The organism is Marinobacter sp. LA51 (assembly GCF_030297175.1).
GTDB lineage: Bacteria > Pseudomonadota > Gammaproteobacteria > Pseudomonadales > Oleiphilaceae > Marinobacter > Marinobacter apostichopi.
The window spans coordinates 3344737-3364015 of sequence record NZ_AP028070.1; the positions used below are offsets into that span (position 1 = coordinate 3344737).

Below are 19279 nucleotides of genomic sequence, written 5' to 3' on the forward strand. Positions count from 1 at the left end.
GAATGCCGTGCTGGCAGGGCCTTATGTAATCAACAGTATAGGGTATAGGCTGAAAGCAGCAGATCGGATCGCCCATGAGCTAGACGGGTATGAGCAAAGGGGAAATTTCCGGAAAATTGGCCTAAGCTGGGGCGCTTGCAACCAACAGGATCGAGGGATTGAGACGTGTACAATTTTTGGCCTGAATTTTTGACTGTAGCCCTTGTGCATCTTCTGGCGGTGGCCAGCCCGGGCCCGGACTTTGCCATTATGCTCAGGCAGGCGCTCAGCCAAAGCCGACATCATGCCCTGCTGACCGCGGTGGGTATCGGATTGGGTATCCTGGTGCACGTGGCTTATTCGCTACTGGGTATCGGCCTGATTATCCAGCAATCGGTATGGTTGTTCAGCGTCCTGAAAGTGGTCGGCGCCCTGTACCTGACCTGGATCGCGATTCAATGCCTGCGTTCGCGCGCCGGAGGCATTCACGTCAACGCTGAACCGGGCACGCCCCAAACGGGCCTGGCGGCGCTGCGACTGGGTTTCTTGACCAATGCCCTTAACCCCAAGGCTACCCTGTTTTTTGTTTCCCTGTTTTCCGTGGTGATCAGCCCGGACACCCCGGTTGCCCTGCAGGCCGGTTACGGCCTCTATATGGCCTTTGCCACCGCGTTGTGGTTTGCCCTGGTTGCGGTGTTCTTCACCCTGCCCCGTGTCCGCCGGGGCTTTAACCGGTTTGGCCACTGGCTCGACCGCATGATGGGCGGCGTACTGCTGTTACTGGCCGGCCAGTTATTGCTGTCTACAGTGAGCGGATCAGAGCCTCCGTCTGGCTCCAGCCCAGGCACGGATCTGTAATCGAGCAGCCGAAGATCAGGTCGTCGCTGTCATCCTGGCGTCCCGGCTCCAGGAAACTCTCCAGCATCAGGCCGCGGATGTGGTCGTTACCCGCCGCACGCTGCGCCATGACCTCTTGGGCGATGTCGATCTGACGTTCCGCCTGCTTCTGGGCGTTGTCGTGGCTGCAATCCACCATGATCGAGGTGGACAGGTTGACCCCAGCCAGGGCCTGCACCGCGGCGGCGATGCTGTCGGCATCGTAATTGGTGATTCCACGCCCGCCACGCAATACCAAATGAGTATCCGGGTTGCCCTGGGTAGTAATCATCACCGGCGCACCGCTGTCTGAAACGCCCATGTGATGGTGCGGGTGGGCCGCCGACCGCATAGCGTTGGTGGCGACACCGATACTGCCGTCGGTTCCGTTCTTGAAACCCACCGGCATCGGCAGTCCGCTCACCAGTTCCCGGTGAATCTGAGACTCGGTGGTGCGGGCGCCAATGGCGCTCCAGCTGATCAGATCGCCCAGGTAATCCATGGCGAAGGGGCTGAGCGCCTCGGTTGCCAGCGGCAATCCCATCTGTGACAGATTCAATAGCAGCCGGCGGGAACGAACCAGGCCCTCATTCAGGTCACCGGTCCCAGTGCGCTCGGGATCGTACAACAAGCCCTTCCAGCCCACGGTGGTCCGTGGTTTTTCCAGGTAGGCCCGCATTACGATCAGGAATCGGTCACTGACAGAATCGGCTAGACGCTTCAGCTTCTCCCCGTACTCCAGCGCCGCTACCTCATCGTGGATGGAGCAAGGTCCCATCACGATCAGGGTGCGGTCATCCTCGCCTCGCAGAATCTTTCGAACGGCCTCGCGCTGTCCGGCGATCTGTCTCGCCAGGCCGGCCGAAACCGGCAGTTGCTGGCGCAAACCGCCAGCGGTGGGCAGGGCCACTTCCTGGCGCTGACCGACTGCCGTATCGGCAGCTGGCTGGCTCAGTGCGTCGGTACTTTTCAACGCTTCAGAACTTGTCAACGCTTCAGAACTTGTCAGCGTCTCAGAACTCGGTGGCATGTTCATATCAGTGTTCCCGTTTCCCTGTATCAGAATCAAAAAAGCCCCGGCTGGGCTACCAGTCGGGGCTTTTTGAGTCCGGTGGCAGCCTGGGTTTTCTGCCGGGCTGCCTTCCTCGTTATTCGGTCGATGAAGATCTTATGGGCGGCCCTGGCTCTGGCTAAAATAAAAGCCATATCCAAACCACCAAGAAAACACAGCAGCGACCGCCGCTATCGATTTTTCACCGAAAGCTTGCAGAACATTCAATTGACAGATCGCGTGTGTGGTCTTCATGCTTTTCAATATATACCCCCGGTTTTCAACTTGGCAACCCCGTTGTCCACACTTTTTCAGTAGACGGCAGGGTCGGGAGCAGACATGACACTCACAGAACCTCATTCTTTCCGACGCGGTCCGGTTAATATGCACCGAGTCCTGGCCCTGTTCCTGAGCCTGCTAATACTACCGGCCACGGCCTTTGCCCAGACTGAAGCGCGAGTCTACGAGTTGCAGAATCGCCCCGCGGACGACGTCGCCCAGCAGATCCGTGAGCTTTACCAGAACGCCCCGGTTACCATTACCGCGCGCGGACAGCAGGTAGTCGTAAGAGGTGAGCCTGCCTTGCTGGATGAAATCGGCATGCTGATTGACACCATGGATGTGGCACCGGCGCAGCTGCGCATCACTGTCCGCTCCCGTCAGGATATTGGTGGAAAACGTTCCGGGGCCGCTGTCTCCGGTTCGGAGAAACGGGTCAACGTCACCGTTGAGCGCAAAGTCACCAGTACCAGCAACAGCCAGCTCCGAACGCTGGTGGTTCAGGATGGCCAGTCGGCCCACATTACCTCTGGTCAGGTTCGAACCCTGCCGTTTGCTGTTCAGGGTGGACGCAACCCGGCGGCCATCCTCCAACAGGTCGAAACTCGCAGTGGCTTCCTGGTGAGCCCGCAGGTCATTTCGAATCGGGCAATTGAGGTGAGTATTGTGTCGTTCGAGGAAGATCCAGCTGCCCTGCCCGGCTATGAAACCGAGGCCGTGGTGACCATTCGCCGGGTGGAACCGGGAGAATGGGTGGCTCTGGGCAACACCTCCACCTCCGCCGACACCGAGCGCTCAGGCATCACTTACAGTGTTAACAGTAGCCGTTCCGACAACCGCAGCTTCGAAGTCAAGGTCGATATCCTGCGCTAATCGTCAACTGCTTTGGCTCTGGGCGTCGGCCCGGGAATGGCCTTTAAGTAGAACGGCTTTTGCCTCATTGATCTTGGCCGCCAGATAATCATTGCCGCCACGATCCGGATGCAGTTTCTGGATCAAACGACGGTGCGCCGCGACGACCTCCTGTTCATCGCAATCGCCGGCCACGCCCAGAATTTCGCACGCCTCTTGCTTCGACATACCGCCATGGGCGGCTGAACGACCCGCGCCCTGATTGTCCTGACGCTTCCCTTGACCTTGCTCCGCACTTCTCTCCTCGCCCCGGCCCTCACCCTGGCCCAGATGCTGCTTCAACATCGGTATGAATTTGAGCAGCGCCGGCAACTTGCGCAACAGAGGTAGCACCGCCGCCACCGCCGCGGTGAGCACATGCACCCGCCCGGTCAGCACCAGAAATAGGAGCAGCGCGCCGCCAACCACCAGCACGCCTTTCCAGATTGCTGTTTTCTGCTTGTCGGGCGACAACGCCCCCCACTGCTTCAGAATGACAAAGACAGCAGCCGCCAGAGCGATCCCGAGAATCCAGTGCATGGGTTGATCCTTAGCGAATGAATGGTCGTAATTCTGTCACTTCTTTCGCTGACAATACCAGCTTCTTACCTGTCAGCCGGCAGCGTCACCGGGGCGACAAATGTCCTCAAACCCTACGCAGAAATACCGACAACCCGGTGACAATCACCCTGCAAATTTTATAGGATGCTATGTTTTGTAGAAAACATATATTTTCCGGCTGCACCGACGACAGAACAAACCCGATTCCCAGGACCCGAATTATGCGCACTGCCTCCCGCTTCGTGATCGTTATCATCTTCCTTGGCGTCGTCCTTGGCGGCATTTTTGGTTACAAGTTCTACCAGTTTGGCCAGATGGAAGAGCAGATGAGTCAGCCCCGCCCACCGGCTCAAGTCTCTGCTGTTAAAGCCCAAATCGAAAAATGGACACCTGCGATCAAGGCTGTGGGCAGCATTGAAGCGGTAAACGGCGTTCAGGTTGCGAACGAGGTACCCGGGGTAATCGAGGTGGTCAACTTCGAGTCGGGTGACACCGTCAAGCAGGGCGACGTGCTGTTGCGTATCGATTCCGCCATCGACCAGGCGGCCCTGCGCACCCGTCGCGCCGAAGCCCAGCTGGCCGAGCAGGAATTCAAGCGGGTGTCTGACCTGCTGCCCAAGCGTGCCGTTTCCCAGTCCCAGTACGATGAGGCCAAAGCCAACTTCGACGCGGCCCGGGCCCGGGTCAACGAAGCTGAAGCCCAGTTGAGCAAGAAAATCATCCGCGCGCCTTTTGATGGTCGTCTCGGTATCCGCATGGTCGACCGTGGCGAATACATCGCCACCGGCACCCCGATCGTTGAGATCAACATGCTGGATCCAATCTACGTGGACTACACCCTGTCGGAGAAGCACCTGCCGGACGTACAGACTGGCTACCCGGTTGTAGCAACCGTCGCGGCCGTGCGCGAGCGCGACTTCAAGGGCACCGTGGCAGCGATCAACACCTCGGTCAATCCGGAAACCCGTACCGTGCGTATTCGCGCCACATTGGATAACGAAGAGCAGCTGCTCCGTCCGGGTATGTTCGCCACCGTGATGACCCGCCAGCCAGAAGACAACCAAGTGGTCACCGTGCCCCGCACCGCCGTCTCCTACAACACCTACGGCGATTTCGTGTATGTGATTGGCAAGAATGATGACGACACCCAGGTCGTCACCCGCCGCACCGTGGTGACCGGTGAGACCCGCAACAGCAAAGTAGCCATTCTGTCTGGTCTGGAAGAAGGCGAAACCATTGTTTCTAAAGGCTTGCTGCGGTTGCGGGCTGGCCAGCCGGTCGCGATTCAAGACGACTCCGCCCAGTCAAAGGAGGCGTCTGAATAATGCGATTTACCGACATTTTTATCCACCGTCCTGTATTGGCAACGGTGGTCAGCCTGCTGATCCTGCTGCTCGGTGCCCGAGCGGCTATGGAGATGGAAATCCGGCAGTATCCGGAACTTGAAAGCACCACGGTGACCGTCACCACGGCCTACCCCGGAGCCAGTTCAGACCTGATCAAAGGGTTCATCACCACCCCGCTGCAACAGGCCATTGCCGAAGCTAGTGGCATCGACTACCTGACCTCAACCAGCTCCCAGGGCGTTTCCACCATCGAAGCCAAGATGGTTCTCAACTACGACGCCAACGCCGCATTGGCGGAAATCCAGGCCAAGGTGGCCAGTCAGCGCAACGTGCTGCCAGCCGAAGCCCAGGACCCGGTTATCACGTCCACTACCGGTGACTCCACTGCGCTGATGTACATCGCGTTCTACAGCAGTGAACTTGAAGTTCCGCAGATCTCCGATTACCTCACCCGTGTGGTTCAGCCCAAACTGCAGGCACTCCCGGGCGTCGGCAAGGCCGACCTCATTGGCCGCAAGTTTGCCCTGCGGGTTTGGCTGGACCCGGAGCGCCTGGCCGCGGTGGATATGACACCGCCGGAAGTGGTCGCCAAGCTGAGGGCCAACAATTACCAGGCTGCAGTAGGCAACACCAAGGGTCAGTACACGGCAATCAGCATGACCAGCGACACCGATGTCGCCGACCCGGACCAGTTCCGCAACCTGGTGGTTAAGCAGTCCGGCAGCACCCAGATTCGCCTGCAGGACATCGCCCGTGTAGAACTCGGTTCCGAATCCTACGACCAGCTCGCGTTGTACAAAGGCGACCCGGCCACCTATGTCGCCATCGAGCTGGCACCCGGCGCCAACCCTCTCACCGTTGCCGGCCTGGTGAAGGATTCACTGCCAGACATCGAGAGCCAACTGCCCTCTGGCCTGAACGTCCGGCTGGCGTACGACGCCTCCGACTTTATCGAAGACTCCATCAACGAAGTTATCAAGACCCTGCTGGAAGCCCTGGTGATCGTTCTGGTGGTGGTATTCCTGTGCCTGGGCTCCGTGCGTGCCTCCATCGTGCCATCGGTGGCGGTGCCTCTGTCCCTGGTGGGTGGTGCTTTTATCATGCTGATGTTCGGGTTCTCCCTGAACCTGCTCACCCTGCTGTCGATGGTTCTGGCCATCGGTCTGGTGGTCGACGATGCCATCATCGTGGTCGAAAACGTGCACCGCCACATCGAGCAGGGTGAGTCCCGGTTTGATGCCGCCATCAAGGGCGCCCGGGAAATGGCAGTGCCAATCATCGCCATGACCACCACTCTGGTCGCAGTCTATGCGCCGATTGGCTTCATGGGCGGCCTGGTCGGCTCGCTGTTTACCGAATTCGCCTTCACCCTGGCCGGCGCCGTGGTCATCTCCGGTATCGTGGCCCTGACCCTGTCGCCAATGCTGTCTGGCATGGTACTGAAGCCCCACGGCAACCCCGGCAAGTTCGAGGGCCTGGTCGAGCGCAGCTTCAACGGCCTGTCCAATGGCTACAAGCGGGCACTGACCTCGCTGATGGAAACCAAATCGGTGGTCATCTTCTTTGCCTTTGTCGTACTCGGCTCCATCTACTTCATGGCGATGATGAGCCAGAACGAACTGGCGCCGACCGAAGACCAGGGCATCCTGTTCTATCAGGGCCTGGGACCACAGACTTCTACCCTCGATTACCTGCAAGAGCACGGCGACGAGATCCAGAGCCGGATGTCGTCCCTGCCCGGGTACGAGGAAGACTTCATGATCATCGGCTTCACCGGGCCGAACGCCGTGTTCGGTGGCTTCAAGATGGCGCCCTGGAGCGAGCGGGAGATTTCCCAGTTCGAGGCGCAACCGCAACTGGACGCCGAGCTCAGCAAGGTAACCGGCCTGCAAACCGCGGTGTTTCCGCGGCCATCGCTACCCGGCTCTGGTGGCGGCCTGCCCTTCCAGTTTGTGATCACCACCGGCAACAGCTATGAGCAGCTGAATCAGGTGGCAGACGAACTGCTGGGTGAAGCGATGGGCAGCGGCAACTTCATGTTCCTGCAGAAGTCGATCAACTTTGACCGGCCCATCACCCGGATCAAGGTCGACCGGGATCGGGTAGCCGATCTGGGGCTGTCGATGCAGGACGTTGGCCAGGCGCTTTCCAGCATGCTTGGTGGCGGCTACATCAACCGCTTCAACATGGAAGGCCGGTCGTACCAGGTGATCCCCCAGGTTGACCAGAAATTCCGTCTGGACTCCCAGGCCTTGAACGATTACTACATCCGCTCCGATACCGGCACACTGGTACCCCTGGGCAGCGTCGTGAGCTTCAGCAACGACGTTGAGCCCTCATCGCGTACCCAGTTCAACCAGCAGAACTCGCTCACGCTCCAAGGCGTGGTGATGCCGGGTGTCGCCGCGGGCACCGCCATGGATTACATGGAGAAGACCGCCGAGGAAGTGTTCCCCCAGGGCTTCAGCTTCGACTACACCGGTCAAAGCCGGCAGCTGGCCACTCAGGGCAGCGCGCTGGTGGTGACCTTCTTCCTGTCGCTGCTGGTGATCTACCTGGTGCTGGCGGCTCAGTTCGAAAGCTGGCGTGATCCGCTGATCATCCTGGTATCAGTGCCCATGTCGGTGGCCGGTGCGATGTCGTTTATCGTGCTCGGCTTTGCCAGCATGAACATCTATACCCAGGTGGGGCTGATTACTCTGATCGGGGTGGTGTCCAAAAACGGCATTCTGATCGTGGAGTTCGCCAACCAGCTTCAGGTCGAACGCGGCCTGGATAAGATCAAGGCGGTCATTGAAGCAGCAGCCATCCGCCTGCGTCCAATCATCATGACGTCACTGGCGCTGATCTTTGCCATGGTGCCATTGCTGATCGCGGTCGGCCCCGGCGCCGAGAGCCGGTTTGCCATCGGCCTCACCATCAGTGCGGGCCTTGGTATCGGTACGCTGTTCACCATCTTCGTGTTGCCGGCGTTCTATATCCTGCTGGCCCGGGACCACAACAAGGCTACGCACTGAGCCTTGCCCGATCCCTGCCCGGCGTGCCGACACGCTGGGCAGGATTTCCCCAGGCCACCCTGATGGGGTAGTCTGGGGCCCACCCTACACTCTCCATTCCCATTGAAGCTGCGTTTATCGTGACCCTCGGAACCCTTTTCTGGCTCTTCACCGCTACGTTTGTCGTCTGGTACTGGTGGCGCGCCAAGGCCATCAAGGACTTTGTGCTGCAGGCTGCACGCCGCTACTGCAAGTCGATGGACGTGATGCTGCTGGACGACGCGGTCTATCTCCGCGGCCTCTGGTTCAAGCGCGATCCCGAAGGCCGGATCAGGGTCTGGCGCCGGTTCCTGTTCGATTTCACCAGCACCGGAGAGGAGCGCTATACCGGGCGGATCATCATGCTGGGTCAGCGCATCATGCACATGGAACTGGACGCTCACCGGCACCCCTGAACACTTTTCTAACCGCTCACACCCCTCCCCCAAATGGGCGATTTATTGCCCCTGCCTAGACGCCAATAATCGACAGCGCATTAACGACCTATGGCCGCACTAACGTGGCCGCTTACAACAACAATTGGAGTTAATCATGCGTATTAGAAAAACCGCAGCCTTCGCGCTGGGGCTCGTCCTGCTGTCAGCCTCATTCCTCACCCACGCAGGCTATACCTCAACCAGGCACCCCATCGTCCTGGTCCATGGCGTCACTGGCTTCAACACCATCGGCGGCCTGATCAACTACTTCCACACCATTCCCTGGAACCTGGAACGCAGCGGTGCGCGAGTCTATTCCGCCAGTGTTTCCTTCGTTAACAGCAGTGAGCAGCGTGGCCAACAGCTGGCCAACTACGTCAATGGCCTGGGCCACTCCAAAGTGAACCTGATGGCCCACAGCCAGGGCGCACCTACCTCCCGGGTGACGGCGTCACTCATTCCCCACAAGATCGCCTCCATCACCTCCATCAACGGGGTAAATAAGGGTTCCACCGTGGCCGACGTGGTCCGTGGTGTGCTGCCCCCGGGAAGCTATGTTGAAGGTGGCGCCCAGGCCATCGCCAATGCTCTGGGCGGCCTGGTGAATGCCCTGACCGGCTCCAGCAATCCGCAGGATGGTGTCGCGGCCCTGGAAACCCTGACTACCCAGGGCACCACTGATCTCAACGACGCTCTCGGCTGGAAAGGCGTTAACCGTTCCTCCTGCTCTGGCACCAATGAAGATGTCTGGATCAACGGCAACCGCATCAAGTACTTCTCCTGGACCGGCCGCGGAGTCTGGACCAACATTCTCGATGCCACCGACCCCTTCCTCGGCATTACCTCCCTGGCCTTTGGCGGTGAGCCCAGCGATGGTTTAGTCGGCGTCTGCTCCACCAAGATGGGCAACGTCATCGGCACCCACTACGACATGAACCACGTTGATGCCATCAACCATCTGTTTGGGATTCGCTCGCTCTGGACCAATCCGGTGTCACTTTATCGCTCACAAGCCAACCGCCTGAAGAACCGCGGTCTGTGAGGCAGTTATGAGACATCGTCCCAAGCAACATCGTCGATGGCTCACCACCTTCGCACTGTCGGCTCTGGTAGCCGGCAGTGCGATCTGGTGGTACCTGCCAGAGGCGTCCGCACCCGCTCCCAACATCAAGACAGTCAGCGCGCCCGCCCCGGTGCCGCCTGCTGACACAGCCATCAATCCGCCAGCAGATTCGTCCGATGCGTCAGCCACGGATGACTCGGAAACAGGCGCCGGGGTGGCGAGCAGCACCCAAACCAGCCTGGGCCCCGATCCCTATGCACCCTCACTCAAGGGCACCGACATTGATGGTGCGCTCAAAGCTGATAGCCAGGGCAAGCTGATCGTCGATCTGGAGACCAAGGATTTCTTCGACTATTTCCTGAACACCGTGGGTGAAGTGTCCCCTGACCAGGCACTGGAACAAATCCGAACGCTGGCCATGACCAGCCTGCCACCCGCGGCGGCCGCCGAGGCCATGGCACTGCTGGACCAGTACCTTCAGTACAAGCAGGAAGCCCTGGCAGTTCAGGCCACACCGCTGGACCCGAGTCGCCAGAATGACCCGACTTACCGATTGGAGATGCTTGAAAAAGCGTTCACAGATTTGAAACAGGTGCGCCTGGGTGTGTTCAGCCCGGAAACCCACCAGGCCTTCTTCGGACTGGAGGAAGCCTACGGCGAGTACACCCTGGCAACGCTGGGCGTCGCTGCCCGCAACGACCTGTCGGCGGAGGCTAAAACTGCACTGGTAGCGTGGCACCGCGACCAGCTGCCGTCGCAACTGCAACAGACCGAGCGCCACCTGCTGACCAGCAATGAACAGAACCGACGCCGCATGGCCACCATCAACGCCGCCGAATCACCGGAAAGCGCGGGCCAGAAGCTCATGGCACAGGGCATGTCGCCAGAAGCCGCCGCCAGCGTGACCGACTACCTGCAGGAGCGGTCAACCTTCGATGCCCGTTACCAGCATTACGAAGCAGCATTAGACCAGTTGCGCGCTTCCGGCCTGACCGAGGCGGATGTGGCAGCCCAACAAAAACAACTACTGAACCAGCACTTTCCCGATCAGAAACAGCAGACCTGGGCACGCCTGAAAATGCTGGGAAGCAATTAATCGAACTGTGCGGGCACGCGCGTCTTCGGCCCGCACAACGTTTTACACTGGCGGTCGCCCAACACCGGCAGGTAATTCATCATGAACCCTCAGGTCATCATGTCGCAGCAGTCATCCGGGTTCCGGAGGCTGCGCTTCTGCACCGAACTTGAACCAGCCTACCGGCAGCGCCGGGCTTTGGCGGTGCGGGAACGCGCGCGACTGGTGTCCGCGGCTGGTCTGCTGATCTTCGGCATCTTTATCCTTCTGGACCTGGCCACACTGCCCCCAGAACTGGCCGACGTGACTGTGACCATCCGGCTGACGGTCGCCTGTCCCGTGATTGCCCTGATCTATTGGCTGTCACATCAGCGTTGGCCGGGAGACCTGGCCTTCGAGCGTCTGTATACCCTGGCCTATCTGGCCGGGGGCTGGAGTGTTGTCGCCATCATTGCTGCTGCCCGCTTGCGCGATTTCCCGCTGCCCTATGAAGGCATGCTGCTCATGTTGATGTTTGGCTACTTTGCCATGGGCCTGCCCTTCTTTTCCGCCAGCCTGGCGTCCGCCCTGATCATCCTGGCGTACCTGATCTGTGAGCTGACCATTGGACTGGCCACCCACGCACTAATGATCAACCTGTTCTTTATACTGACTGCCAATGGCATAGGCATGATCGGCGCCTGGCTTACCGAATACCGCCACCGTGCCCACTACCTCGACCAGCAGCTAATCCACCAGTTACACCAGACCGCCGCAGAAGAGAGCGAGCGCAAGAGCCGACTGATCACCGTGGCCAGCCACGACCTCCGCCAACCCCTGAACATCATCGGCCTGACCCTCTCCAACCTGGCAGAAACCTCACTGCCAACCGAACAACAGGCCCTAGTGCATCGGCTGCAGGGTACGGTAGGTCATTTTCAGCGGTTACTGGGCACGATGCTGGACAGTTCCCGCATCAACGAAGGCATGATTCATCCGGAACCCCAGGTGATAGATCTGGACGGACTGCTGGAACAACTGATCGACCTGACCATTGATCATGCGGACCTGCATGACATTAGTCTGTACCGGGCCGAGGCCGGCTCCCCAATACGGGTACTGGCTGATCCTCAGCTATTGTTACGGACCCTGCAGAATCTGGTCTTTAACGGAATCGATCACAGCGGTGGCACCGCCATTCGCATCTCAGCGATGCTGCGGCACGGGCTGGTACGGATCAGTGTCAGCGACAACGGCAGCGGGATCGACCCGCAACTCGGGGATCGGGTGTTCCAGCCGTTTATGCGCGGCACCGTCAACCAGGAACACGCAGCCGGGCTGGGGCTCGGGCTGGCCATCGTAAAGGAGCTGACTGAATTAATGCACGGCACCTGCGGCGTCAGCACGGCGGTCGATGCTGGCACGACCTTCTGGCTCGATCTGCCGGCGCTACCACTCACCCCTGCTCAACCTCCGATCGCACAGCAGCAAGCACACCCGTGGTCGGCTACAGCCAGCCCATCTGGCGTGCCTGACTGACGCACTCGGTGCGATTGTGCACCCTAAGGTGAGTAAAGATGGCCTTCAAGTGGGTTTTAACGGTGTGTTCGGTAAGGTTAAGACTCTGGCTGATGCGCTTGTTCGGAAACCCCTGTGCCAGCAGCGCCAGCACATCCTGTTGCCGGGGTGTCAGCACCTGAATCTGTGTCGGCAGAGACCGCCGTCCCGGGTAATATTCCCCACCCTGACTGACGCTGCGAACCATACTAATCAACGCCGTCCGACCTGCGGATTTAGGCAAAAAGCCTCGGGCACCGGCGGCCCGTGCAGCGCGCACCGTGGTTTCGTCGTCAGAGCTGGAAATCACCACCACAGGTGGCTTGTGGGCACTCATTCTGGGCAGCAACATCAGCCCGGTTTCGCCCTGGAGCGAGACATCCAGTAGCACCAGCTCGATTGGGTATCGGCCGGACAGCACGGCAACCGCCTGCTCGACCGTATCAGCCACCTCCACCGTATCCGCCAGGGCTGACTGGGTGAGCAAACTGGCGAGCCCCTGGGCAAAGAGCGGATGATCATCAACAATCAGAACCCGGTGCAGCGGCAATGACTGCCCGGAGCGAACAACCGAAGCACGGCCCGCCTGACTTGAGGTTAGAAACATTAGCTACCCCGCATCTTGTGTATTTGTTACTGCGGCCCACTCACTCTATGCCAGTTAATGCCCAGGCGCCGCGGCCTGCTTAACAGTTCTGGCCAAAACCTGGTAGTGCACCCGCGCCGAATTCGCCCCCTGAAACATTACTGTCACATTTCTGTCGCATTCTTCCGGCAACGCTAACTATTAGTTTTGACGGAGTTTTAGGATGAACAACCCCCATCCCGGCGGAGCCCTGCGCCACCCATTTTTGTGGCTTCTGGCGACGATCCTCTGGCTACCTCTTGCGCACGCCGACAACATGGCAATTCACGGCTCCAACACTGTTGGCGCGACACTGGCGCCCATGCTGGTTGAGGGCTTCCTGCACAGCCAAGGCGACACGCGGGTCATCACTCGCAACACAGGTACCGAAAACGAATCGATCCTGATCGGTGAACGCTCAGACTCACCAATCCGTGTGCTGGTCGCCGCCCACGGTTCCAGTACCGGCTTTACAGCTCTGAACGCGGGCGAAGCCAACATCTGGGCATCGTCACGCCCGGTGAAATCGTCGGAACTGTCGCAAATGGCAGCACGCGCTGATCTCACCGAACTGGCCAGCGAACACGTCATCGCCATTGATGGCCTGGCCATTCTCGTACACCCGTCCAACCCGGTTAACCAGCTCAACATCGACACCCTGGCTGGCATCTTTGCCGGCCAGATCAACAACTGGGCAGAACTGGGAGGACGAAATCAGCCTATAAACCTCTATGCCCGGGACGACCGATCTGGCACCTGGGATACCTTCAAGAGCCTGGTATTGCGCAAGAAATTCACCCTGGATGCTGCCGCTCAGCGCTACGAGTCCAACGATCAGCTGTCCGACGATGTTAGCCGTGACCCCGCCGGCATTGGCTTTGCAGGCCTGGCGTCGGTTCGCAACAGCAAGGTTCTGGCCATTTCTGATGGCACGGCCCCGGCCCTGAAACCCAACCAACTGACCGTAGCCAGCGAAGACTACCCACTGGCCCGACGCCTGTTCATGTACACCCCGGGCGAGCAGACCACTCCCCTCGCGAGAGCCTTTATTGAGTTCGCTCTTAGCCAGGAAGGCCAGGCCATCGTTTCCCAATCCGGCTTTGTCTCGCAAAACCCCATCGCGGTAAAACCGGAGCTGGACGGCAACGCACCCGCGTCCTTCAAACGCCTGACCGGCAACTATCAGCGGTTGACGGTTAATTTCCGGTTCGCAGAAGGGCGCACCCGGCTCGACAATAAGGCCCAGCGAGACCTGGTGCGGGTAATGACCTATCTCGACGGCCATAACCAGAACGCCGACGATGTCCTGCTGATCGGCTTCGCCGATGCCCAGAGCAATGAATTACGAGCCCAGATGATCTCCGAATTGCGCGCCCTATCCGTTCGCAAGGCTCTGTCGGGAGAAGGTTTAAAGAATGTTGCCTATACCGGTTACGGGCACTATATGCCGGTAGGAACCACCGGCGGCGACAACGGGCAGCAACGCAATGGCCGGGTTGAAGTCTGGGTGCGTACGCGCTGATGAGCTAGACTTCTTGCAGGTTTAACGATTTATGCGAAGAGGCGTTTTACTATGCTGATTCGACGCATTATCGGCATCCTCCTGATGTCAGCAGCCTTGCCGGCGGTGTCGGAAACGGCACCGGTGCTTAAGGTGGTGACCACCGAGTATCCGCCTTTCGAGTACGTTGAAGATGGCGTCCTTCAGGGCTATGACGTCGACACCGTCCGTACTGTGCTTCAGGCGATGGGCTTTGAACCTAAGTTCCAGGTGCTACCCTGGGCCCGGGCGGAAATGATGGTTCGCCGCGGCAATGCTGATCTGCTGTTCTCCCTGACCAGCTCACCGGAACGGGAACGCCATTACCTGTTCACCGCCCCCATCAGCTCAGCACGGGACGTGCTATACGCCCGCAAAGACGCCGGACTTTCCTGGACCAACTACAACGACCTGACCAATCTGAGCGTGGGAGTGACCGCCGGCTACAGTTACGCGCCGGAGTTCATGGCCTGGCTCAGGCAAGGCCAGTCGCAGGTGGTGACCATGAATCAGGAGAATCCGGATCTAGCCGGCCTTCGCATGGTCGCGGTGGGCCGGGTCGATATATTCATTTGCGAAGAAAAGGCATGCAATCACCTGATCAATGCCAACAAGGGGCGATACCCGGAATTGTCGCGGGTAACCGCCTTACCCGGATCAGTCGGTAACGAACGCCTCTTTCGCGCGGCCTTCTCCCGACAACATCCCGATGCCCGCGCCTTGCGCAGCGAATTCAATCAGGCCCTGGAACGCCTGGAACTGGAGATCACCGACTAAAGTCCAATCCTGAAGTGCGGCAATCACCTATCCTTACCCCGGTCACAGATATGTTTGGGTTTTCTATACTGAAAAAGCCATTCAAAAACCACAGACCGGGATAATGGACATACAAACCGAACACCGCTATGCAATCAACCTGAACGTTCGGGGCATTCAGCCCTCCGCGACCCTCCGCATCAACGAGCTGAGTAACCAGCTTAAGGCCGATGGCAAAGACATCATCAAACTCGGGCTGGGCCAGTCACCCTTCCCGGTGCCCGAGCGGGTTGTGGACGCGCTGAAAGAGCACGCCCATGAAAAGGACTACTTACCGGTCAAGGGTCTGAAGAGCCTGCGTGAAAGCATCGCCGGCTACATCAACCGCAGCGAACGCATGCGCTGCTCCTGGGAAGACGTGTTAATCGGCCCGGGCTCCAAGGAACTGCTGTTCATCCTGCAGCTGGCCTACTACGGCGACCTCCTGATACCGCGCCCAAGCTGGGTATCCTACGCCCCTCAGGCGCGGATCATCGGCCGCTCGGTGCACTGGCTGCCGACTCACGCTGAAAATAACTGGCAACTGACCGCCGAAGAGTTGGACATCATCTGCCGCGACGACCCCTCACGGCCGCGGATTCTGATCCTGAACTACCCGTCCAACCCCACCGGCTGCACCTACACCGACGACCAGTTGCTGGCCATCGCCAACGTCGCCCGCAAGTACAAGCTGATTCTGCTGTCGGATGAGATCTACGGCGAAGTACACTTCGAAGGCAAGCACAAGTCCATCGCCCGCTACTATCCAGAAGGCACCATCATCAGCACCGGCCTAAGTAAGTGGGCTGGCGCAGGCGGCTGGCGCCTGGGCACCTTCATCTTCCCGAAAGAACTCCGCCCGCTGCTGGATGCCATGGCAATCATTGCCAGTGAAACCTTCACCTCCACCAGCGCGCCGATCCAGTATGCTGCGATCTCGGCGTTCAATGGCGGCGACGATATCGACGAATACCTGGTGCAATCCCGCCGGGTACTGAAAGTGATTGGTGAGTACGTGCACCGTCGCCTCAGCGATATGGGTGCGGTCGTGCAAAAGCCCGAAGGTGCCTTCTACCTGTTCCCGGACTTCTCCAACTTCCGCGACCAGCTGGCCAGCAAAGACATCAAAACCAGCCAGGCCTTCTGTCAGGCCCTGCTGGAAAACACCGGCGTGGCCATTCTGCCGGCCAGTGATTTTGGCTTCGTGCCGGACCACCTCGCTGCCCGCCTGGCCTTTGTGGACTTCGATGGCACCGAAGCCCTGAACCTGGCCGGCGGTGACTATGCCGACACGGATTTGGCCGACGACTTTGTCGAACAGGCCTGCCCACGGCTAGTCAAAGCCATGAACAAGATGGAGGCCTGGCTGACCAGCCTCTAATCTGGACGTGATAGACTGGCGCCCTCATTCGCACTTGCGTAAACCATGGGGGCGCCGTGTCCGATTCTGCATCTTCTCTTCAAGCCATCACCGACTTCGCCGAACAACTAGCCCTTCAGGCCGGTGAGCTGATCCGTCACGAGCGGGAAGAAAACACCCTGCGCACAGACCTCAAACAGCAAACCGAATTGGTCACCCACGCCGATGTAATGGCCGACGAATTCATCACCAGCGCCATCCGCGAACGCTTCCCGAATCACCGCATACTCTCCGAAGAAACCATGCCCGACCTGTCACAGGCCGAAGAGCTGGATACACCGCTGTGGATCGTTGATCCCATCGATGGCACGGTGAACTATGCCTATGGCCACCCGCAGGTAGCGGTGTCGATTGCCTACGCAGAGAAAGGAAGGGTTCAGGTTGGCGTCGTGCACGCGCCGTTTCCGGGCGAAACCTTCCGCGCCACCCGCGGCGCCGGGGCAACACTGAACGGCGAGACGATCAACCACAGTGGCGCCACCGTACCGCGGGACTCCCTGTTCGCCACCGGCTTCCCCTACACCAAGGACAGCCTGGAACCTCTGGTTCGCAGACTGGATGCGATGATTCATCAATGCCGGGATCTGCGACGCATTGGCTCGGCCGCACTGGATATCTGCTGGGTGGCCTGTGGCCGTTTGGACATTTACTACGAGAACGTCAGCCCCTGGGACTTTGCCGCAGCACGACTGATCGCACTGGAAGCCGGGGCGACGGCCGGTCATTTCGGTGAAGTGCCGGAAGGCTACCCGGCTGATCTTTATGGCAAGGATATTCTGATCTCAGCACCCGACATTTGGCAGCCGGTTCGTGAAATATTGCGAACCGCATCAGGCTACAACTGAAGTTCGAGTGATTGGCGGGCATAGCCTGCACAGAATGCTGCAGGCCATGGATGGCCGAAAACAAGCGCACATGGATGTGCTCGTAGCGGTTCTGTGCAGGCTATGCCCGTCAATCACCTGCACGGACTATGAGGTTAGAGAGATTAGACCTCTCAGCTCCAAACACCCTCAGCAACCAACCCCCAACTCTCATCAAAGTCAGCCGACGGCAACCGAGTAAAGGACGAACGCACAAACCGCTGAATCCGCCCCTCGAGAAACACCAACACAAAATCCGCCCCGCGGGCCGCACTGGTGCGCGGTCGCAAACCCTGACGAATCTCGCCCTCTTTCAAAGCCTGGCGCACCTGAGTCTCCAGACGTTCAAAGAACTGCGACGCACGCCGGCGCAGGGCATCGTTTTCACCCATCAAGGCATCCCCTGTGAGCACACAGCAAAGGCCGGAGTTGCGCTCGGCAAACACCAACACCAGATGCACCAACTGCTGCAGGCGAACACGAACATCCTCCTGCTCCTGCAGTATCAGCTGACAGCGCGAGAATACCGCGTCTTCGGCAAACTCAATCAAGGCTTCGAACATTTTCCGCTTGCTGGGAAAATGACGGTACAACGCCGCCTCGGTAACGCCCACGGATTTCGCGAGACCGGCGGTAGTGATACGGGCTCCTGGATCGGATTCAAGGAGTTCCACCAGGGCTTGGAGAATAGCCTCTCGGCGACTCGGTTTTTGATCGGTCATGGCAGGACTACAGCGCTCTGATTTGTCGTTTTTCGGGGCCGGTCGCTATGCGCCGGCCCTCGTTTATTTGCGATTGGGCGAAAGCCCGATATCAGAAGAAGGTGCCATCAATGGGCGATGAAGCACTGGCGTAAAGCTTCTTGGGCATGCGGCCAGCAAGGTAGGCCTCGCGGCCGGATTCAATGGCCAGGCGCATGGCGTTGGCCATACGGATTGGGTCCTTGGCCTGAGCGATAGCAGTGTTCATCAGCACGCCATCACAACCCAGCTCCATAGCAATGGTCGCATCAGAGGCGGTGCCAACACCGGCATCAACCAGGACCGGAACGTCGGCGTTTTCAACAATCAAGCGAATATTGTAGCGGTTCTGGATACCCAGGCCGGAGCCAATCGGAGCACCCAGCGGCATGATCGCCACACAGCCCATTTCCTCCAGACGCTTGGCCAGCAGCGGATCGTCGGAGCAGTACACCATCACCTTGAAACCATCGTTGATCAGCTCTTCCGCCGCCACCAGGGTTTCAGTCATGTTTGGGTACAGGGTCTTCTCTTCGCCCAGAACTTCCAGCTTCACAAGATCGTGGCCATCAAGGAGTTCCCGGGCCAACTTACAGGTGCGAACCGCATCCTTGGCGGTGTAGCAGCCGGCGGTATTGGGCAGGATGGTGTAGCTCTCCGGAGAAATCACATCCAGCAGATTGGGCTCGTCCGGATTTTGGCCCAGATTCGTACGGCGCACAGCCACGGTAACAATTTCAGCACCACTGGATTCAATGGCATGACCGGCTTCCATCAGGTCACGGTACTTGCCTGTGCCTACCAGCAGTCTGGATTGGTAAACCCGGCCCGCAATTTCCAAGGGCTTGTCTTCGGGAAGCAGTATCTCGGGAGTGTCGCTCATAACCTACCTGCGGTTTTCAATGAATCTTGGATTTGTAGCCCCGGCAGCGCGAAGCCGGACGGAGCCAAAAGCGTGACAGTTCAGCCGCCACCGATGGCGTGAACAACTTCCACCCGGTCGCCGTCACTGAGCGCGAAACTCAGGTGCTGACTGCGCGGGACAATGTCTTCATTCACTTCCACGGCCAGGCGCTTGCCTGCCAGGGCCATTCGATCAATCAGGGAGCCAATGGTTGCTCCGGCCGGGAGCTCCATCGCATCGCCGTTCACTTCAACTTGCATAGC

Annotated in this window: 18 protein-coding genes; 12 read left to right on the plus strand and 6 right to left on the minus strand. The window is 59.2% G+C overall.

Annotated elements, in window-relative coordinates; translation table 11 throughout:
• The first annotated feature begins 165 nt into the window (after positions 1-165).
• The gene (locus QUE89_RS15425) at positions 166-837 is read left to right on the plus strand and encodes a LysE family translocator (protein ID WP_286220927.1); all 672 of its coding nucleotides are present in this window, start codon (positions 166-168) and stop codon (positions 835-837) included.
• Here QUE89_RS15425 and QUE89_RS15430 read toward each other — a convergent pair.
• Positions 782-1891 carry a 3-deoxy-7-phosphoheptulonate synthase gene (locus tag QUE89_RS15430; RefSeq protein WP_286220928.1) on the minus strand — a complete coding sequence of 370 codons (1110 nt, stop codon included), beginning with the start codon at positions 1889-1891 and terminating at the stop codon, positions 782-784. The two genes, QUE89_RS15425 and QUE89_RS15430, sit on opposite strands and share 56 nt — an antisense overlap.
• Before the next feature lie 354 nt (positions 1892-2245).
• On the opposite strand from QUE89_RS15430, the gene QUE89_RS15435 reads away from it, so the two are divergent.
• A complete protein-coding gene (locus tag QUE89_RS15435; RefSeq protein ID WP_286220929.1) occupies positions 2246-3058 on the plus strand; it encodes a secretin N-terminal domain-containing protein in 813 nt (270 codons plus the stop codon).
• A 3-nt stretch (positions 3059-3061) separates the two neighbouring features.
• Here QUE89_RS15435 and QUE89_RS15440 read toward each other — a convergent pair whose 3' ends face one another.
• On the minus strand, positions 3062-3616 hold the full coding sequence (locus QUE89_RS15440; RefSeq protein ID WP_286220930.1) for a DnaJ domain-containing protein: 555 nt from the start codon (positions 3614-3616) through the stop codon (positions 3062-3064).
• A gap of 242 nt (positions 3617-3858) precedes the next feature.
• On the opposite strand from QUE89_RS15440, the gene QUE89_RS15445 reads away from it, so the two are divergent.
• The 6 genes from QUE89_RS15445 (at position 3859) to QUE89_RS15470 (ending at position 12111) form a co-directional block, all read left to right on the plus strand.
• Positions 3859-4962, plus strand: a complete 1104-nt coding sequence (locus QUE89_RS15445) for an efflux RND transporter periplasmic adaptor subunit (RefSeq protein ID WP_286220931.1) — start codon at positions 3859-3861, stop codon at positions 4960-4962.
• A complete protein-coding gene (locus QUE89_RS15450) occupies positions 4962-8000 on the plus strand; it encodes an efflux RND transporter permease subunit (protein ID WP_286220932.1) in 3039 nt (1012 codons plus the stop codon). Before QUE89_RS15445 ends, QUE89_RS15450 begins: the two co-directional genes overlap by 1 nt.
• Positions 8001-8119: 119 nt before the next feature.
• The gene (locus tag QUE89_RS15455; protein WP_286220933.1) at positions 8120-8434 is read left to right on the plus strand and encodes a DUF3301 domain-containing protein; all 315 of its coding nucleotides are present in this window, start codon (positions 8120-8122) and stop codon (positions 8432-8434) included.
• A 136-nt stretch (positions 8435-8570) separates the two neighbouring features.
• The gene (locus tag QUE89_RS15460; protein ID WP_286220934.1) at positions 8571-9497 is read left to right on the plus strand and encodes an esterase/lipase family protein; all 927 of its coding nucleotides are present in this window, start codon (positions 8571-8573) and stop codon (positions 9495-9497) included.
• A 7-nt stretch (positions 9498-9504) separates the two neighbouring features.
• Positions 9505-10614: a lipase secretion chaperone gene (locus tag QUE89_RS15465; protein ID WP_286220935.1), complete on the plus strand. Its 1110-nt coding sequence runs from the start codon at positions 9505-9507 to the stop codon at positions 10612-10614.
• An 81-nt stretch (positions 10615-10695) separates the two neighbouring features.
• Entirely contained in the window at positions 10696-12111 is a 1416-nt protein-coding gene (locus tag QUE89_RS15470) for a sensor histidine kinase (protein ID WP_286220936.1), read from the plus strand.
• Here the strand turns inward: QUE89_RS15470 and QUE89_RS15475 are convergent.
• Positions 12080-12736, minus strand: a complete 657-nt coding sequence (locus QUE89_RS15475; RefSeq protein ID WP_286220937.1) for a response regulator transcription factor — start codon at positions 12734-12736, stop codon at positions 12080-12082. The genes QUE89_RS15470 and QUE89_RS15475 overlap by 32 nt on opposite strands.
• 202 nt (positions 12737-12938) lie before the next feature.
• Between QUE89_RS15475 and QUE89_RS15480 the strand changes: the two genes are divergently transcribed.
• The 4 genes from QUE89_RS15480 (at position 12939) to QUE89_RS15495 (ending at position 17354) form a co-directional block, all read left to right on the plus strand.
• On the plus strand, positions 12939-14276 hold the full coding sequence (locus QUE89_RS15480; RefSeq protein ID WP_286220938.1) for a substrate-binding domain-containing protein: 1338 nt from the start codon (positions 12939-12941) through the stop codon (positions 14274-14276).
• 51 nt (positions 14277-14327) lie between these two features.
• Positions 14328-15071, plus strand: a complete 744-nt coding sequence (locus QUE89_RS15485) for a substrate-binding periplasmic protein (protein WP_286220939.1) — start codon at positions 14328-14330, stop codon at positions 15069-15071.
• Between the two features lie 103 nt (positions 15072-15174).
• Complete coding sequence (locus tag QUE89_RS15490; RefSeq protein ID WP_286220940.1) at positions 15175-16470, plus strand: pyridoxal phosphate-dependent aminotransferase; 1296 nt, start codon at positions 15175-15177, stop codon at positions 16468-16470.
• Between the two features lie 56 nt (positions 16471-16526).
• On the plus strand, positions 16527-17354 hold the full coding sequence (locus QUE89_RS15495) for an inositol monophosphatase family protein (protein ID WP_286220941.1): 828 nt from the start codon (positions 16527-16529) through the stop codon (positions 17352-17354).
• Between the two features lie 152 nt (positions 17355-17506).
• Here QUE89_RS15495 and slmA read toward each other — a convergent pair whose 3' ends face one another.
• The 3 genes from slmA to thiS all read right to left on the minus strand — a co-directional run bounded on the left by slmA (position 17507) and on the right by thiS (position 19276).
• Entirely contained in the window at positions 17507-18094 is a 588-nt protein-coding gene (gene slmA / locus QUE89_RS15500; RefSeq protein WP_286220942.1) for a nucleoid occlusion factor SlmA, read from the minus strand.
• A gap of 91 nt (positions 18095-18185) precedes the next feature.
• A complete protein-coding gene (locus tag QUE89_RS15505) occupies positions 18186-18995 on the minus strand; it encodes a thiazole synthase (protein WP_286220943.1) in 810 nt (269 codons plus the stop codon).
• 80 nt (positions 18996-19075) lie between these two features.
• A complete protein-coding gene (gene thiS, locus QUE89_RS15510) occupies positions 19076-19276 on the minus strand; it encodes a sulfur carrier protein ThiS (protein WP_286220944.1) in 201 nt (66 codons plus the stop codon).
• Between the last annotated feature and the right edge of the window lie 3 nt (positions 19277-19279).

Bases quoted from the DNA above. Each gene is read 5' to 3' on its own strand.
- QUE89_RS15430 (WP_286220928.1), bottom strand. From the start codon at position 1,891: ATGAACATGCCACCGAGTTCTGAGACGCTGACAAGTTCTGAAGCGTTG.
- QUE89_RS15435 (WP_286220929.1), top strand. From the start codon at position 2,246: ATGACACTCACAGAACCTCATTCTTTCCGACGCGGTCCGGTTAATATG.
- QUE89_RS15440 (WP_286220930.1), bottom strand. From the start codon at position 3,616: ATGCACTGGATTCTCGGGATCGCTCTGGCGGCTGCTGTCTTTGTCATT.
- QUE89_RS15445 (WP_286220931.1), top strand. From the start codon at position 3,859: ATGCGCACTGCCTCCCGCTTCGTGATCGTTATCATCTTCCTTGGCGTC.
- QUE89_RS15450 (WP_286220932.1), top strand. From the start codon at position 4,962: ATGCGATTTACCGACATTTTTATCCACCGTCCTGTATTGGCAACGGTG.
- QUE89_RS15460 (WP_286220934.1), top strand. From the start codon at position 8,571: ATGCGTATTAGAAAAACCGCAGCCTTCGCGCTGGGGCTCGTCCTGCTG.
- QUE89_RS15465 (WP_286220935.1), top strand. From the start codon at position 9,505: ATGAGACATCGTCCCAAGCAACATCGTCGATGGCTCACCACCTTCGCA.
- QUE89_RS15470 (WP_286220936.1), top strand. From the start codon at position 10,696: ATGAACCCTCAGGTCATCATGTCGCAGCAGTCATCCGGGTTCCGGAGG.
- QUE89_RS15475 (WP_286220937.1), bottom strand. From the start codon at position 12,736: ATGTTTCTAACCTCAAGTCAGGCGGGCCGTGCTTCGGTTGTTCGCTCC.
- QUE89_RS15480 (WP_286220938.1), top strand. From the start codon at position 12,939: ATGAACAACCCCCATCCCGGCGGAGCCCTGCGCCACCCATTTTTGTGG.
- QUE89_RS15485 (WP_286220939.1), top strand. From the start codon at position 14,328: ATGCTGATTCGACGCATTATCGGCATCCTCCTGATGTCAGCAGCCTTG.
- QUE89_RS15490 (WP_286220940.1), top strand. From the start codon at position 15,175: ATGGACATACAAACCGAACACCGCTATGCAATCAACCTGAACGTTCGG.
- slmA (WP_286220942.1), bottom strand. From the start codon at position 18,094: ATGACCGATCAAAAACCGAGTCGCCGAGAGGCTATTCTCCAAGCCCTG.
- QUE89_RS15505 (WP_286220943.1), bottom strand. From the start codon at position 18,995: ATGAGCGACACTCCCGAGATACTGCTTCCCGAAGACAAGCCCTTGGAA.
- thiS (WP_286220944.1), bottom strand. From the start codon at position 19,276: ATGCAAGTTGAAGTGAACGGCGATGCGATGGAGCTCCCGGCCGGAGCA.